A 17,065-nucleotide genomic window follows, 5' to 3' on the forward strand; every position below is an offset into this window, starting at 1 on the left:
GGGCAGAAGGAGCCGCGGTGCCTCAAAGCACGTAGTTGAGCCAGGACCGCATGCGCAGCATGACGCGACGGATGATGGCGATCTGCGTCCAGTGATCGGTGTAGATGGCGACCTGCGCAGTGGCGCCGGGGGGAAGCTGGTAGCCCGACAGGTCGTCGGTGATCTCAAAGCTCGTCAAGACGCGGCCAGGCTGCGCGCGCTCGGCCGGATCCAGGAGCGCGCCGCCGGCCTGCACTTGGCCCTGTGCCATGGCGTCGGCGGGCAGCTTGACCCTCGCTTTGAACACGCTTCCCGGAATGCCATCAAAGGCGATCTCCGCCTCGTCGCCGACGCGCACGTTTTGCAGCGCGTACTGCGGGAAGGAAGCCGCGAACGGGTTGTCGGCGCTGTGAATGAACACCAACGCCGGCGTCGATGGGTTTGCCGTCATGCCGGGGCGCAGAAAGAGCTGCGTGACGTAGCCGTCCGTGGGAGCGACGATGGTCGTCTCGGCCAGGTCGTACTCGGCGTTGTGCAGATCCGCCTGCAATCGAGCGACGGCCGTGTTGACGCCGTCGATCTCGGAGGCGAAGCCAAGCCGGGCGCGCTCCTCCGCGGCTTGGTTCGCGAGCAACTGTTGGCGTGCTGCCTCGAGATTGCGCGAAGCGGTGTCGACCGCCGCCTGTGAGACGACATCCTTGGCCAGCAGTGATGACTTGCGATCGTAGGTCTGCTGCGCCAGATCGAGCTGCGCTTCGGCCTTTTGCACTCCGGCGGTCGCTTGGTCGAGGGAGCTTTTGAGCTGTTTGACACTCTGCTTCGCCTCCGCCAGCAGCGCCTTCTTCTGGTCGACGACGTACTGATAGGGCCGCGGATCGATGCGGAACAGCACGTCGCCCTGGTGCAACGGCACGTTGGGCTGCACGTCCACATTAGTCACCCGGCCTTTCACCGTGGGGACGATGGGGGTTGTATAGAAGTAGAGGCGACCGTCCGTAGCGTAAGGGTGATTGTAGTTCATCGCCAACAGCAGTCCGCCGACGATAGCCACGCCGCCGATCGCTGCGGTGGTGATCGACCATTTGTTGACCGGCACGTTGATGAGCTTGAAGACTACGACGAGGATGGCAGTGTAAGCGAGCAGCAGCAGTATCGCCATCACAGCACCGGCTTTTTGGCCCGCTGCTCGAGCGAGGCGACGCGATACTTAAGCTCCGCCAATGCAGAGGTCATGTCGGCGCCCGGATCAGCTTTGGCAAAGCCCCAGCCGCGATCGGGCCGGTAGGCGAGCGCCCAAATCCACAGAAACGGCCACAGTGCGCCAAGAGTGAGCAGGCTGACCCATGTTGCCGCACCGATGGCATCCTGGTGCGGATGATTGCGCGCCTTGGCAATCTCATGCGGAATTCCGTAGACCGCCACTGTCCCGTAGATTACGAGGGATATGATGGCGATGAGCAAGAAGAGAGCGACGTAGTCGAGCGTCATCGCAGCGCTCCCTGCTCGGGTGGGAACACCGTCTTCCAGTCTCTCTTCATGTCGACGACGGTCCAGCCGCGTGCCTTGGCCTCGTCGAGCGCCTTGTCGAGCTTTCCAAACAGGCTGTCGCGATCGTAGGCATACTCGCGCTCTGAATCGTCGTGGCGCACGAGCAGACCGAAACGCAGGCCGCTCCCTGCGGTCGTGTAGGCCAGCATCTCCAGATCGCCGTCGGAATTGCCGAAAGCGGCGATGGGTCGTCGGCCAATGTGGAAGTGGATACCCACGGGCTTTCCGGCCTTGTCATCGACGAAGCGTAGCTCCGGCAGACGGACGAGGGTCGACTCGCCATCTTTCGTCTCATATTTCACCTCGATGCTGCTGCCCACGACCTGCTCTGGAGGGATGCCGTAGGTCTTCTCCGCCCACGGCCGGATGAAGTCGATGCCGCCGCCCGACACGATGAAGGTCTTGAAGCCGTTGTAACGCAGATAGCTCATCAGCTCGAGCATCGGCTGGTAGACAAGCTCGGTGTAGGGGCGGTCGAACTTCGGGTGGCGCGCGGTGGCGAGCCATTGCGTGACGATCTCCTCGAATTCCTCCGCGGACATGCCAGCGTGTGTCGCTGCCGTGAGCTCGGTCAGTCCGCGCATTCCGGTTTCACCGAGTGCTTTGAGATCGCCTTCGAGCGCGGCCTTGTAAGGCTGCTTGTCCTTCCATTCGGGGTGCTGCGGCGCCAAGGCCCTGACGCGGTCGAACAGGAAAGCGAGCTGAACGTACATGGGCTGCTCGCTCCACAGCGTCCCGTCGTTGTCGAACACGGCAATGCGCTTCGCGGGTTCGACGAAATCCGGTGTGCCGGGCTTGGCGACTTTCTCGACGAACGCAACGATGGCTCTCTTCGCCGCGCCATCGTTCCATGACGGCAGCGCGTCGGCGGCGCGCGCAGGGAGATGCGGAAGAACGGCAACCGCCACCGCGACAATGAAGGTCTTCGAGAATGAGCAACGCATCTCAAACAACTCCCGCGCGGCCTATCGACCGCTCGCCGCCGCCTCGATCTGCTTCTGCACCTTCTCCAGGTTGAACGATCCCGGCGTTTGACTCGGCGGATACTCCGCCATCGTCTGCAGGAACTTGGCCGCCAACGCCTGCATCGGAACCGCAACGAAGGCGTGCGCCAGGAACCAGTCATTGTAGGTGTTGGAGTTGTGCTGGGCCCGCTCGAAGGGATCGCGGCGCAGATTGAAGAGCAGCGGCAAACGCAATTCGACGAACGGCTCCCGCCACACCTCGAGCGCATGCGCGCGGTTCTCGAGGAAGACTGCCTTCCATGGTTCGTAGCGTATGGCCACGACCTGGCCGTCGTCGTTGACGTAGATGAACTCGTTGCGCGGCGACTCCTTCGCCTTGCCGGAGAAGTAGTCCAGCATGTTTTGGCCGTCGATGTAGTTGCGGTAATGCCGGCCGTTGAGGTCCACGCCCTGCAGCAGCTTCTCCTTGATATTCGGGTCACCGCCGACCGCCGCTAACGTCGGTAGCCAATCCTCGTGCGAGACGATGCCGTTGAGCGTCACGCCGGCCGGGAACTTGCCGGGCCAGCGCACGAACGCGGGAACGCGATAGGCGCCTTCCCAGTTAGAATTCTTCTCGCTGCGGAATGGCGTCGTAGCAGCGTCCGGCCAGGTATTGAAATGAGGCCCGTTGTCGGTGGAGTAGAACACCAGCGTGCTGTCGGCGATACCGAGGTCGTCGAGCAGCTTCAATAGCTGGCCGACGTGCATGTCGTGCTCGACCATGCCGTCCTGGTACTCATCGCCCGTGGGACCGGAGATCCCGCGATGCTCCGCTTTGACATGCGTGCGGAAGTGCATGCGCGTACCGTTCCACCACACGAACCACGGCAGGCCTTCTTTCTGCGTGCGCCGGATGAAGTCCTTGGCGGCCGCAAGCGTCTCCTCGTCCACTGTCTCCATGCGCTTCTTCGTCAGCGGGCCGGTGTCCTCGACTTTCTGTGTGCCGTCGGCGTTGGCCCAGGAATGCATCACGCCGCGCGGCCCGAATTTCTTGCGGAACTCTGGGTCTTTCGGGTAGTCGGGGTCCTCCGGCTCCTCCTCCGCGTTAAGGTGGTAGAGGTTGCCGAAGAACTCATCGAAGCCGTGCATAGTCGGCAGGTGCTCGTCGCGGTCGCCTTGATGGTTCTTGCCGAACTGACCCGTTGCGTAGCCGAGGCTCTTCATCACGGTGGGGATGGTGACGTCGGTCTTCTGCCATCCCTCCTTGGCGCCCGGCAGCCCGACCTTCGTCATGCCGGTGCGCACCGGCACGTTGCCGCCAAGGAACGCCGCACGCCCCGCCGTGCACGACTGCTGGCCGTAGTAATCTGTGAACGAGAGACCCTCGTTGGCGATGCGGTCGATGTTGGGCGTCATATAGCCCATCATGCCCTTGCTGTTGTGGGAGATGTTCCAGATCCCGACATCATCGCCCCAGATGACGAGCACGTTGGGCTTGCTGCCGTCATTTGCGCCAGTCGGAGCCGGTTTCGGCTCCTGCGCTTGCGCGGTGTCCGGTCGCGCTGCCGCGAGTGCCAGAAGTGAAGCACCGCTCAGGAGAATGTTTCGGCGGTTGGGCTCCAGTGCGGTGTATTGCTGCCCGGTCGGATGTCTTTTGGCGTTTTTCATGGAGCAGTCCTTCTAGCTCATCTGCGTACGGTCCCCGTTTCGGTTTCCCTCCGGCTTTTGTCGCGACGGATGCAGCGGAAGCCGACGTGACTCATGGACGTGTCTATCGGCTGGGCGTGGCGCGCAGCAGGCCGATAGCGTCGGCAGTAGTTCGGCGCGCACAGATGCGAGCCGCCCTTCAGCACTTTGCGTGGGATGCGTACTCGCGGCTGGGAGGGGTCGAAGCTCTGCTCAACCGCGGCCCCGCGCGGGTTCTTCGGAATGCAGCATGATTTGATCGCGTCTCCGGAATGCTTGGGCGCATACCAGTCCTCGGTCCATTCCCAGACGTTGCCGATCATGTCCGAAAGGCCGTAGCCGTTGGCCGGAAACGCGCTGACGGGCGAGGTGCGCTCGTAGCCGTCGAGCTGCAGGTTCTCATGCGGGAACGTGCCCTGCCAGGTGTTGGCCATCTGCCGCCCGCCGGGATTGAGCTCATCGCCCCAGGCGAACTCCGCGCCTTCCAGTCCTCCGCGGGCGGCAAACTCCCATTCGGCTTCGGTCGGCAGCGACTTGCCGGCCCATTGCGCATAGGCCAGCGCGTCCTGAAGGGCGATGTGCACGACCGGATGCTCGTCGAGCCCTTCAGTGGAACTTTCCGGCCCGCAGGGGTGGTGCCAGTCGGCGCCGAGGCAGAACTCCCACCACTGGCTGAAGTCGCGCAGGTCGACAGGGCCAACCGGCGGCCTGAACACCATCGAGCCGGGCTGCAGCATGTGCGGCAGCGCATCGGGATAGTCCTCAGCCGTGGGGGCGATCTCTGCGAACGTGACGTAGCCAGTCGCTGCGACGAAGGTAGCGAACTGCCGATTGGTCACCGGAGCCATATCCATCCAGAACGGGCTGACGGTCACGCGATGGACGGGTGCTTCTTCCGGATAGTGGCGATCCGATCCCATCGCGAAAGTGCCGCCGGGTATGCGGACCATCTCGCTTTGCGCGAGTATCTGCAGGCGCGACATCGCCTGGGACCTCCTGCTTGCGTCGGCATCTGTCCTGGCGTTGAGAATACACAACCGATCTGGCGATCAGTCGCCAAATGCTCTCTGTCCTGAGCGATTAATTAATGCCTCGCAGCGCTCGCCCGCTGCTGGCGCGATTGCAATGCATTTGAGCCAAATCGATCCAGCCAGGAGCTGATCGGCGGGACCTGGATCACGAGCACTCGCGACGCCATCTACGCGTTCGACCGACCTCCCACAGACAGCGGACGTAGCAGGCAACTGCATGAGCTTAGACATCCTGGAGGTGCCCGATTTCCGCTTCTGCGACGAACCGCTCATGGTGTGCGGAGAAGCGCGGGGCGTAGCTAGCCGAAGTAAGCTTCCGCCTGTTGCGAAGGGTGGGGAAAGGGCCGGTGAACGAGCAGGTCTCGAACGCGAACCATGTGGAGACTAGAGGTAAGGACCCCGCGGCCCGTTCGGCCGCCAACAGAGTGGCGCCTGAAGATCATTCTGACTCCGGTGGTGAGTCATTGATGGCTGATGAACCAAAGTCCGCGACAAAGTCAGAATGGGGTTGAAAATACGAGCCGTTTTACTTGCCTCTTAATCAGCGGGTCGAAGGTTCGAATCCTTCATCACCCACCATTCTTTTCAATGACTTAAGAACGACAGCGCCGCTAACGACTAGTAGTCGGGCAACCACCCGGCAACCGCGGCAGCCTTCAGTTCCAGGCGCGGTATGATCTTCGTCGACCGCGGAAGCGCTTCCGGTTACGGGTCCGGGCTGAGTTCAATGGAACGTCCCGTCATTTGCCGGTTCTAAACATCTCCCGATGGTAGCGCTTGGCTTGACCGCGCAGCGCTGAGGGCGCGGCCGGCGGTGAACTCGGTCTCCGACGAGCCCTGTGAGCACCATCCGGGCTCAATCTCAAACAGGCTTCTCCGCGAACTCAGGCGTCCCCACCACATCTCAACCCGGTCCGCCGATGGCGGCATCGCCGCCGCGGGCCCAGCGTTCGACGCCGGCGATCAACTCGTCAAGATCAACGGGCTTTCGAATGTGCCCGTTCATGCCGGCAGCGTAGAACCGAGCCACCTCGTCCGGTAGCACGTTAGCCGTCATCGCCACGATTGGGACTGCGCTATTCTCCTTCAAGGCGCGTATCCGCTCCGTGGCGGAGATTCCATCCATTACGGGCATCTGGATGTCCATGAGGACTAGATCATAACCGTTGGATGCCGCCTTGCTGACTGCCTCGGTTCCGTTCGTTGCGACATCGACCCGGTGTCCGGCCCCCTCGAGCATGGCGACGGCTATCTCTCGATTGAGATCTACGTCCTCGACGAGAAGTATCGAGCGTCGCACTGCAGAGCGTCGCTTGAGACCACCAATCTCCCTTCTCACCTCAATTGGTGCCGTTGTCTGATGCATGGGAAGTCGGAACCAGAAGGTCGAGCCCTTCCCGGGCTCGCTTCTTACGCCGATCTCTCCGCCCAAAATTTCGACAAGCCGTTTGCAAATCGCTAGCCCGAGACCGGTCCCCCCGTAGTTGCGGCTTACGGAGGCATCCACCTGACTGAAACGTTGGAAGAGGCGATCGATGTGCTCGGCAGGAATGCCGATCCCCGTGTCCGCCACGCAGAAGTGCACGCACTGTTCGCCGGCCTCATTGCGGTCCTCGGTCACGGTCAAGACAATGCTTCCGTCGAGCGTGAATTTGACAGCGTTGCTGAGGAGATTGAGGAGGATCTGCTGCAGGCGATCAGGATCACTCAGATAATACCGATCCTCAAGCTCCGGTGCTACTGATGCTTCGATGTGCAAATCTTGCCGCATCTGAGTGCTGCTGATAATCGACATGCAGTTGTTCACGAGACCGGCGATCGAGAAGGGGGTCGGAGAAAGCACCACCTTTCCTTTTTCAAGGCGCGCGTAATCGAGGATGTCGTTTACGATCGTGGTCAGAGCTGCTGTCGAGTGTTTGATCTTGGCGACTATCGCGCGCACCTCGGGAAGAAGATTCTGCCGCCCCAGCAAGATCTGCGTGAAGCCAGAGATGCTATTGAGTGGCGTGCGGATCTCGTGACTCATATTCGCGAGGAACTCAGACTCTGAGCGCGCGGCCACCTCGGCCCTCTCCTTGGCGTCCAAAAGGGCGTCAGCCGCCCTACGGCTTTCAGTCATATCGCGCAAGACGACCGTGAAGACGGTCTGACCATCGTCGATAAATTTAGAGATCGAGGCTTCGGCAGGGAATTCGCTGCCATCCTTCTTGCGAGCGAATATTTCTCGTCTCTCGCCCATTCGTCGGGCGTCTACGCGACCTGCGCCGAATTTTTTGACCTGCTGGATGTGTTCTTCGCGGAGGCGCTCTGGTAGCAAAAATTCGAGTGGTTGCCCCATCGCTTCATCCCTGCTGTAGCCAAAGATCTTTTCAGCCCAAGCATTGAACAACGTTATCCGTTGATTACTGTCGACCGAGATGATCGCATCGGCCGCAATCGCAAGGATGCCGGAAATGCGCGCTTCCGAAGCGCGAAGCACTTCGAGTCGGCGTTTCCGCTGCAGGTCGTTGTCCTGAACCGTTGATCCCGTAAGCAATGCTGCTCCGAACAGCAACATCATGCTCACACCCGCAAGCAAGGTGAGCGCAAGCTCTGGACCGTACGACCCACTCCGAAGCCCGTGTATGCATGCCCAGCCTGTAATCATGGGAACCAAGATAACGGCGGGGGTCATCATCCGAAGCAGGCGCCCGGCAAGACCGCTTGACAGCACGAGCGACATTGGTCCCGTGCTCGGATCTATAAAAAGCACACCCACCGAGAGGACGAGCAGTCCCCATGAGGTATGCAGTGCCATCAGCGAGAAGGGCGCGAGGGTGCGTACTGTTCCGGCACCGTAAACGTACCCGATGATCGCAAAGATGGCGATGAATGCCTGCGCAAACGCAGCGTATTGGCCCGCAACGCGCCTGTTGGTCTGCTTGGACGTAGACAAGAAAAGGGCCGCGGTCGTCAACATAAAGCCCGCTGCTGTGCTTGCCGCCATCCGGCTTTGCGGGATCGTGGCATTGATAGACTGAGCGAACAGTATCTCGTCGGGAGCGAATTGGTGCTTCATGAGAATTGAGAGCAAGTCCCACGCCGCTACCGACAACACCAGCAAGGAGAGAGCTAGAGAAAGGTAATGAGAGAAGTTCGAGCGCGAGAGTGAGAGCCACAGCGCCCATGCCGACACAACGAAGCAGAGAGCCGTTAACGGGTTCATCGTTGGAAAGCCCGGCACGACGCGCTTCAGGACATCGATATTCAACTGCCAACCGATGAGGACGGCGATTCCGAGAATGAGTACACCCATCGCAGCGATGCGGCTCACATCCCAGACAACGATTTGTCGGTCCGCGTGCACTTACGCGCTCCTCCGGCCGTCCGCTTGCGATTGCTGCGCGCTATCCGAGGCAACTGTGCACCGGTTGATCTCGTTGAGCATGTCGCTCAGTTCGATCGGCTTACGGATGTGGCCGTCCATTCCCGCCGCATAAAATCGCGCCACCTCGTCAGGGAGAACGCTAGCCGTCAGAGCAATGATCGGAACATCTCCTTTGGGTCGGGCGAGCGAGCGTATCTGGTGCGTGGCGGAAATGCCATCCATGACCGGCATGTGGATGTCCATCAGGATAACGTCGTAGGTTTTCGAGCGCGCAGCATTGACGGCCTCGATACCATTCTCGGCCACATCGACGTGGTGCCCGCCTAGTTTGAGCATCGCGATCGCTATCTCGCGGTTGAGCTCCAAGTCCTCGACGAGCAAAATGGAGCGGGGGCTCTGCGCTGAACCCTGCGGCCCTGCAACGTCGTTTGCCCCCACCGGAGCGATTGGTTCCAGGGGCACCTCGAACCAGAATTCCGAGCCTTCCCCTAGGTCGCTGTCCATGCCTATCGTCCCACCAAGCACTCCCACCAATTGCTTGCAGATGGCAAGACCGAGCCCCGAACCGCCGTGCTTGCGGGTGGCGGATCCATCGATCTGGCTAAAGCGCTCAAAGAGGTTGTCGCGCTGACACGCGTCTATGCCAACACCGGTATCGCGCACGCGAAAGCGGAGCCTTGATATGCCGTTTAGGCTACTCGCCACTTCCACGAAGATCGTTATGGCTCCGCGATCTGTGAATTTCAGCGCATTGCTCAAAAAGTTAAGCAGGATCTGCTGAACGCGGGCTTCGTCGCCGACAAACCACCGTCCTTCAAGAGCATCGTCGATATCCGGAACAATGGGTATGCCGCGCGCGTCGGATAGACTGCTCATGATGACGACGCAATTCTCGAGCAGCCGGCCGAGGCGAAATGGCCGACGCTGAATAACGACACGGCCTTCCTCAAGCTTCGTGTAGTCGAGAATGTCGTCGACGATCGTTAGCAGCGCAGTGCTTGCATTGCGTATCTTTGCGACGTCTCGCGCCACACCTTGGCTGATATCTGGGCTAGTGAGCAGAAGTTGCGTGAAGCCGGCGATGCTGTTGAGTGGAGTGCGCAGCTCATGACTCATGTTTGCCAGAAACTGGGACTTCGAGCGCACCGCAGCTTCCGAAAGAGCAATGAGTTTGGTCCTCTCGCTGAGTGCGTTAGCTACCGGAAGCGTGGTAAGGAAGACAAAGACAATGAAGATCTGCAGCACATGAAGTTTTGTCACCCACGTGCTTGCTGTCATGAGGCCGATTGGCCCTGTGCCCGATACCGTTGCCAAAGCCGCGATGACAGACACAGCGACGGCAGCGAGAGCCGAGAGCGCCGGACCGACCCGGAAGGCCATGAGCGTGAGGATTGGAAACACGATAAAGAGGAATGGGTACTGGTGTTGAAGGAACACAAAGAGCGTGCTGGCGACTAGCAACGCGAATAGCGCGGCAATCTCGAACTTCGAATGCCCGCCGTCCATTTGTTGGGCATCTCTAGTGAACAAAAGCAAGGTCGGCACTGTAATCGTCAGACCCAACGCATCGGAAGCAAACCAGTTGAGTGCCGTCTCCCAGAACGGGACATTTCGCGCGAAGTGGAGTGCGAGCGCGCCAACGACCGCCGGCACCAGCGGGGCCGCCAACGCGGTTGCAAGCGTGAACGGAACGAGACGATGAGTTACCGGAAGGGGAAATTGACGTTGCTCTACGAAAAGAAGGACCCAATAAGCGAGCAGTGCCTCCGTTACGTTTAAGCTCGCAAACATCACGCTGATGCCCCACGGATCGCCGAAGTAGGCGCCGATAAGAGCGTTGGCGCCGCCGCAGAGCGTCGCCAAAACGATCTGGCTGGATTTGTTTCGTAAGTTTAGCAGGCCTACGCAGAGAACACCGTTGGCTGGCCAGAATGCTGCGAGCGCCAAGTCGTTTCGCGTCAGAGCCAGGCTGAATACGACGGCCGCACAGAACGCTAACACGGTCGCAATGACCACAACCGTATGCCGTTCCGCAACGGTATAGCCAGCGGCGAACTGGTCGGCCCGCGGCATCATCTCAATCCATTTAAGGCTGCTCTTGCGCGCGCAGCAGCGTCGGCGAATTCTTCGATCAGCCGATCGACGTCCCCCACACCCAGCTTCAGTGCTTCCTCAAGACGGCGGCTTTCCTCGCTCAACTCGACGAATCCGATCGCACCAGCGGTCCCAACCAGCTTATGGGCGTGCGAGATCCTGTCGGATTGGCTGGTAGCAGCTGCTATGACCTTGGCAGCACGCATCTCCAGGTCTGTTTCGAACTTCTGGATGGTAATTTCGAACTTATCTTTGCCCAGAAGTGCCGACAGCTCGGCTAGTTTGCCCCGATCGAGGACTGGAGCACTGGTTTTCATGCGGTTTTCGGGCAGTGACATGTCCCGCGCTCCTATGAACTGAAGGTCGACCACAAGCGGCTGAAGAGGGATTGCTGCTTCTCGCCGTCGGAAGCCCAGCACCATCCAGCGATGCAGCCGCTCACGTCGATCTTCTGGGCGATGGCAAAGTTGTTCTGCGCAGGCAGTTCGATGCGCACGAGCTGGCCCCGATCGCGGGGCCGGAAGGTGTTCTGAAACTCCGGGGGAAGCGCCTCCGTAACCGGTAGGATCGCTGAGATTTCACCAATTGTGCTCGTCCTGCCTCCCGTGACCTGAACCTTGTCTCCGACCTCGATCGGAAAGAGGTACATGTCGGGAAGGTAGGCAAGCACCTCTGCGTGCGTGCCGTAGAGATCGAAAAGCGCGTCGCCGAATTTCACCACTTGCCCTGGGACCGGAACCTTTGAGCCGAGGACACCTTCGACCGGCGCCTTGATATTTCCCCCGTCGTAGAAGGCATCGAGTTGCGAAAGCGCCGTCTTCGCGCGTTCCTGCGCGGCTGCAATCAGCGGAAGCTGCTGCGTGATGATCCGGCTTTCGTTCTGCAGCCCCGCCAGCCTTTCTGCCGTCAGGTACTCGGAGCCCAGAGCCTCGTCCTTCCGATTGGTGGGGATCAGCGCCTTCATCGTGTCGTAGCGCTTTACGGCGTTTGCAGATTCTTCAGCGTGCCGCGCAGCCAGCGGCATCAAAGCCTGTGTGGTTGCAGCCCGGATTTCCAACTGCGCATCACGTGTCGAAACATCGGCGAACTGTACCGACAATTGGGCGATATCCTTCAGGATTTCCGCCGACTCGAGTTTTGCCAGCACCTGACCTTCACGAACGATGTCGCCTTGCTGCACATAAACGGAGGAAACCTTTGCCGGGAACGTCGCAGCAACTTCGTAGCGATCCCGGACGACCATCCCGTCGGCATGCAGGATGACGGCGTCGCCCACAAAATAATTGAGCGCGACCAGCCCGATCGCAGCAAGGATTGCGAGGTATATCCGGCGCGTCCACTGGCCGGATCGCCAATCTCCGCCTAGGTTGACCGGCTTTGAATTCGCTTTGGAACGGAGTCGCTTCATAAAGTCCTACCAGCGCAGCACTTCGCGGACCTTGCGCGGCGCATAGTTGTCGCGCAGGGAGCGAAAACGGAACCATTCCTCGACATACGCAATCAGCCGGATGTTGCGCATGATGAGGCTGTTGAAGAGCGTGTATCCGGGAACATAGAGAATGTTCTCGCTCACGATCGGTCGACCAGTGATCACGCCCGCAAGCAGCAGCATGATCACGTTCAATCCCATAAGGCCAATTTCCATGGACATCAGGACGATGAGCGCGAAGCTGCCGTAGAGCGATAGCAGCCAAGCGACGTAGACCGGCAGCATCAGAGCGCCGACCACACTGAAGAACAAGAACTCCCACTGGTGGATCGCCTCCACGATATTGAATCGTGAAGTCGTGCCCTGCATCAACGAGCGGTGCTTGCGGAAGCGAAGGCCCATGGCATCTCCCTCCCACCGCAGGCGTTGACGAAACAAGCGCCAAAGCGAGGTTGGGACGGCGGTGTAGACGACTGCCTCCGGAGCAAATGCGATACGCCACCCCGCCGCTCTCAATCTCAGGGTGAGATCAAGGTCCTCCCCGCTGCCCGCATCGAACCCAGCAATCTGCTCGATAGCTGACCGGCGAAACGCTCCAAAGGCACCGGATATGCACTTGACCAGGCCGAGAGCATCGTCAAACCGCTTTCCGACAGATATGGAGAACAGATATTCGATGAACTGGAACCTTGCGATCAGGCTCTGTCGCGCATTGCGGACGACAACGTCTCCAGAGACCGCACCGATTCCAGCGTCGCAAAACGGTTCCAGAATTCGCTCTATGGCGAACCTGTCGAATGAGCAGTCGCTATCTGCGACTATGATGACGTCGCCCTTGGCTGCGCCAGCGGCAAGATTTAGCGCCGCCGGTTTCCCCCCTCGCAAATCCATATCGAACACGCTATCGACGACACCCTCGCGCGCCAGATTGCGTATATTCTCGGGCATGGCATCTGTGGAGCCGTCACTTACAATGACGATCTCGAAGCCTTGGACCGACTGTTCCCGCAGCGATCGAACGCAGCGCTCAATCGTATCGGCCTCGTTGAGGCCCGCTATGATGACGCTTACGCGCGAGTAGTCTGGGGCCGGGCTACTTCCTCTCGCACGGGGGTCGACAAAGAACTCTGCCAAAGCCAACGAAGCGAATACGGCCACGTATCGAGGCACGTCGAATATGAGCGTGTACCAGAACAGTACCGCCAGACTGACCTCGCTTTGACTTGTCAGGAACTCAAGAGCCGACTGCAGATCGCTCATGCACACCGTTCCTGCTCGGACGATCGAGGGGTTGGAGACTCGCCCCGAGGGCCTGAGGCAAAGGTCGCTGGCAGCGCTCAAGCAGTGCTGTCGTGACGTCCTCGAGTCCCGCGTGAGCCAGGAGAAAGTCCCGATCGTCCCTGCTGTAGAAGACGGCCGAATCCGAAAGCGCCGTGCGGAGGTTCTCGATAAACATCTCGCGTAGTTTCTCGAACCCGGACTTGCCATGCTCCTCGACGAGCCGGGCTTTCGCCGCATAGGTGATCTCAGCAATGGCGGGCGCACAATCGGCCGCTAGGAATGACTGATCGGTGCCGCTGTCCGGCAGGACCACTGACCGGTTCGTCAGAACCCGTAGCCCTTCCTCGGTAAGGCGGTAGCTGTAAATATCGCGACGCGCGACCACGTCTCCGTCGACGTGGCTCCCACAGTCGTAGCAGACGAATCCGATTGCTGCCTCCGTCGACTTATGACCGCAATCGGCGCAAACATGAACTCTCCCCGGCTTGTCATAGTCGCTGCCGTAGTGGCGCAGATGCTGGCGGCATTTAGGACAAACGAGGTCCCGGCCGGAAATGAACTCCCCCTCCGGCGCCTGACACGCGCAACGGAAATGATGGATTACGGCCTCCTCGCGCAAGTGCGAAGAACGGCACTCGGGACATTCCTCGCGCGCATTAAGGCGAGCAGATTCGCATCGCGAGCATACGTGGATCCGATCGACGAACGCTTTCGACAGCAAGCCGCGTTTATCGAGCCGTACCGCGATGCGGCCAGCCTCCGGTGCCGAGAAGAAGCCAACGTAGCGCACGCAGTCCTTCGATTGGGCATACCGCACAGGATGAAGCGTCTGGCCCGACAAGAACAAGTAGGCAAGCAGTCGATGCTCGATGTCGTTGGCGTTGACATAAGCGAGCGACAACTGGCGTCGGCGTTCGGCGAAACGGCGAAGCGTTGCAGCTAACGCGGCGATCCTGTCTGGATCGAAGTTCGGAAGACATCCGTCCGCGATGCCATCAAAGTGCCCCGTGAGATCGACGACTGGACAGAGAAACAGATCGGAGTTCTCTCGCAGGTTGACGATTTCCGACCAGCCGCTCTCATGCACTATGGCAATCACGTCCGGTATACGCGCGCCGCTTACATCAAAAAGCGATTGCAGGAGCTCTCGCTGAGAGGGAATGGGGTCGGGGACGATGTAAGCTGCGGGGGTACGGGCCAACCCATGCTGCCGCCAAGTCGACTCGGCAGCTGCGGCGCGTATGGCGACGACCCCGCTTTTCAGTTCCCTGTCTACCAGCGCGAGGATGTCGTTGAGGTTGAACGGCTTCGGCACGATGGCATCGAAGACGCCGTCCGCGCCAACCCGGGCTTCGAGTTCGCTCGAGTTTGCCGTTATCGCAACAATCTTCGGACGGACGCCATTGTCCATCGTCTCGTGAAGGATCTTGGCGGACGCTAGGCCGTCGACCTCCGGAATCCGGTAATCGAGAAGCACCAGATCGTAATGCCCGGAACGCAATTTGCGGAGCGCAGCCAGTCCATCGCTCGCACCGTCAACGACGTGTCCCTTGTTCTCAAGGGCCGATTTCAAAATATGCTGCTGGACATCGTCGTCCTCGACGACAAGAAGCCGCGCCATTCGGGGTACGCCTCACTCGCACTCGGTCTACGCATACCCTCTGTGCACAAACGAACTTAAGGACGCATGAAGGCGTCCTCGTCAGCCAGCTTCGACTTTTGAACAAGCCTGTGACCTGATTGAACTCAGCTCATACCTGTTCCTTGCTGGCGACTGCTTCAAATGCGAGGCAATTGTGCCCTTGTTGCCGATTGGGGTGCGGTGCGGACGGACCAGTCTTCACCGATGACTTAGACTTGGTGCATGTTGTTCAGAAACGGCTGATGCATGGCAGTGAAACTGAAACTCAAGAGCAGGCCGAAGCAGAGATCTCACCTCGATTTTGCCCGATCCGCTGCGTTTGCGAACCGATGAGATTCAAAGGCGTGGGCAACTGAGAACCGATGGTCGCCTATGTGGGGAAGTGCAGAAGTTCATAGTCTCATGGCGCCCTAGTGCACGTCGGATCGGAGCACTTCCGCTTTCTCGGGAGGCTGTGTGAGAACGAAAGAGCGGCCCACCTACTGAATCAACGGGGGGGCGGGCTGCTGACCCTCAGATCGCGCCGAGCAGCTTTGGCACGCCCAGGACCGCCGTCACCCGCTTCAGATTGTAGGCCAGGACGTGCAGCGCCATCTCGGTGGCAACGTGCTCCAGTGTCTTCATCTTGAAGTGAGTGGCACCCATCCACGCCTTTATCGTTCCGAACGGGTGCTCGACGGTCTGGCACCGCAGCGACATCTTGTTGGGATCATCGTCGAGCCGCTTCTGGACGCGCTCGAGGATGCCCTCGTGCTCCCAGCGGCGGACGCGGCGCTCCTTGCTGGTGGTGCACCGGCCTTTGATGGCGCAGCTTCCGCAGGCGTCTGTCCAGTATGAGTGCAGCGTCTTTCCGGCCTCGACGTTCGTGAAGCGATACGTCAGTCGCGCGCCAGCGGGACAGACATAGGCATCATCGCGGGCGATGTAGGTGAAGTCGGCGCGATCGAAGCGTCCGTGGGCGGCTGCATTAGAGGTGTGCGGCTTGGGCACGGTTACCGGGATCCCGGCCTCTTCGCACGCGACGATCTCTTCGCCCTTGTAATAGCCCTTGTCGGCAACAGCCTCGATCTCGTCGCTGGGCATTACCTCCCGCGCCGCATGCGCCATCATTGCTAAAGCGTCGCGATCGTAGCCGAGGTTCGTCACCTCGTGCGCGACGATCAGGTGATGCTTCGTCTCGACGGCACTTTGCACATTGTAGCCGACCACACGGGGCTTTCTGCTCGTCGTCGCCATGGCGCGGGCGTCAGGATCGGTCAGCGAGACCTGCATCTCTCCGCTGCTGTCCATGCGCCGCTCGATCGCTTTCAAGGCATTGGCCTCCCGTCTGCAGTAGGCCAGCTTCTTCACCGCTCGCGCCAATCGCGCTTCGGGCACCGACATGCCGGTCTTGCTCACCACCTCATCGGCACGATCGAGCTCGACGAGGTATTTTTCGATTGCCGCATCGATCTCGCCGAGACGTCGCTTAAGCTTCTCGCGCGTGAAGCTCTTCGTCTTCGCGTTGACGGCTTTGAACTTGCTGCCGTCGATCGCGACAATGCGGGCGTCCAGGAGATCCAGGCCGCGGCAAAGGGCGACGAACTGCTGGCACACCTTGCGAATGGCGGGACCGTTGTTGCGCCGAAAGTCGGCGATCGTCTTGAAGTCTGGTGCCAGGCGGCCCGTGAGCCAGATCAGTTCGAGGTTCCGATGGCACTCGCGCTCGAGGCCGCGCGAGGACTGCACCTGATTGAGATACCCGTAGATGTAGATCTTGAGGATCGTTGCCGGATGGTAGCTCGGGCGGCCGGTCTCTTCTGGGATGACGCCGTCGAAGCCGAGTACCGCCAAATCAAGCGCGTCGACGAAGGCATCGACCACGCGCACGGGGTTTTCATCGCCGACGTAGTCGTCAATTGTTTCTGGGAGAAGCGTTGCCTGCGTCCGATCAGCACCCTCGATGAACCGACCCATTCGATCCTCCCGCATTTGCTTGTGAGAATCGTACAATGGTTCGTCGGGACGGGGCGCGTTTTCACACAGCCTCTCGGCAAAGCTGACGCGACCTCTGCCCCACCT

12 protein-coding genes are annotated in these 17,065 nt (G+C 60.1%); all 12 read right to left on the bottom strand.

Features of this window, described 5'->3' with window-relative positions:
* Nucleotides 1-22: 22 nt before the first annotated feature.
* The 12 genes from NDB2M4_RS15040 to NDB2M4_RS15095 all read right to left on the bottom strand — a co-directional run bounded on the left by NDB2M4_RS15040 (nt 23) and on the right by NDB2M4_RS15095 (nt 16,960).
* Nucleotides 23-1,138 (bottom strand): HlyD family secretion protein, encoded by a 1,116-nt coding sequence (locus tag NDB2M4_RS15040; RefSeq protein ID WP_072376549.1) that lies wholly within the window; start codon nt 1,136-1,138, stop codon nt 23-25.
* Nucleotides 1,138-1,467 carry a DUF3302 domain-containing protein gene (locus NDB2M4_RS15045; RefSeq protein WP_072376551.1) on the bottom strand — a complete coding sequence of 110 codons (330 nt, stop codon included), beginning with the start codon at nt 1,465-1,467 and terminating at the stop codon, nt 1,138-1,140. The genes NDB2M4_RS15040 and NDB2M4_RS15045 overlap by 1 nt, the downstream gene beginning before the upstream one ends.
* Nucleotides 1,464-2,471: an HAD family hydrolase gene (locus NDB2M4_RS15050; RefSeq protein ID WP_072376553.1), complete on the bottom strand. Its 1,008-nt coding sequence runs from the start codon at nt 2,469-2,471 to the stop codon at nt 1,464-1,466. Before NDB2M4_RS15050 ends, NDB2M4_RS15045 begins: the two co-directional genes overlap by 4 nt.
* A gap of 21 nt (nt 2,472-2,492) precedes the next feature.
* The gene (locus NDB2M4_RS15055) at nt 2,493-4,142 is read right to left on the bottom strand and encodes an arylsulfatase (RefSeq protein ID WP_072376555.1); all 1,650 of its coding nucleotides are present in this window, start codon (nt 4,140-4,142) and stop codon (nt 2,493-2,495) included.
* Between the two features lie 17 nt (nt 4,143-4,159).
* The gene (locus NDB2M4_RS15060) at nt 4,160-5,143 is read right to left on the bottom strand and encodes a formylglycine-generating enzyme family protein (RefSeq protein ID WP_072376557.1); all 984 of its coding nucleotides are present in this window, start codon (nt 5,141-5,143) and stop codon (nt 4,160-4,162) included.
* A gap of 952 nt (nt 5,144-6,095) precedes the next feature.
* A complete protein-coding gene (locus NDB2M4_RS15065; protein ID WP_072376559.1) occupies nt 6,096-8,537 on the bottom strand; it encodes a PAS domain-containing hybrid sensor histidine kinase/response regulator in 2,442 nt (813 codons plus the stop codon).
* A complete protein-coding gene (locus tag NDB2M4_RS15070; RefSeq protein ID WP_171988117.1) occupies nt 8,538-10,631 on the bottom strand; it encodes a hybrid sensor histidine kinase/response regulator in 2,094 nt (697 codons plus the stop codon).
* Nucleotides 10,631-10,990 carry an Hpt domain-containing protein gene (locus tag NDB2M4_RS15075; RefSeq protein ID WP_072376563.1) on the bottom strand — a complete coding sequence of 120 codons (360 nt, stop codon included), beginning with the start codon at nt 10,988-10,990 and terminating at the stop codon, nt 10,631-10,633. Before NDB2M4_RS15075 ends, NDB2M4_RS15070 begins: the two co-directional genes overlap by 1 nt.
* 11 nt (nt 10,991-11,001) lie before the next feature.
* Nucleotides 11,002-12,060: an HlyD family secretion protein gene (locus NDB2M4_RS15080; protein ID WP_072376565.1), complete on the bottom strand. Its 1,059-nt coding sequence runs from the start codon at nt 12,058-12,060 to the stop codon at nt 11,002-11,004.
* A gap of 6 nt (nt 12,061-12,066) precedes the next feature.
* Nucleotides 12,067-13,341, bottom strand: coding sequence for a glycosyltransferase family 2 protein (locus tag NDB2M4_RS15085; RefSeq protein WP_072376567.1), 1,275 nt, complete (start codon nt 13,339-13,341; stop codon nt 12,067-12,069).
* Complete coding sequence (locus NDB2M4_RS15090) at nt 13,316-14,983, bottom strand: TackOD1 domain-containing metal-binding protein (protein ID WP_072376569.1); 1,668 nt, start codon at nt 14,981-14,983, stop codon at nt 13,316-13,318. Before NDB2M4_RS15090 ends, NDB2M4_RS15085 begins: the two co-directional genes overlap by 26 nt.
* Before the next feature lie 534 nt (nt 14,984-15,517).
* Nucleotides 15,518-16,960, bottom strand: a complete 1,443-nt coding sequence (locus NDB2M4_RS15095; RefSeq protein ID WP_072376570.1) for an IS1182 family transposase — start codon at nt 16,958-16,960, stop codon at nt 15,518-15,520.
* Nucleotides 16,961-17,065 lie beyond the last annotated feature (105 nt).

It is taken from the genome of Hyphomicrobium sp. NDB2Meth4 (genome assembly GCF_900117445.1).
Lineage (GTDB): Bacteria > Pseudomonadota > Alphaproteobacteria > Rhizobiales > Hyphomicrobiaceae > Hyphomicrobium_A.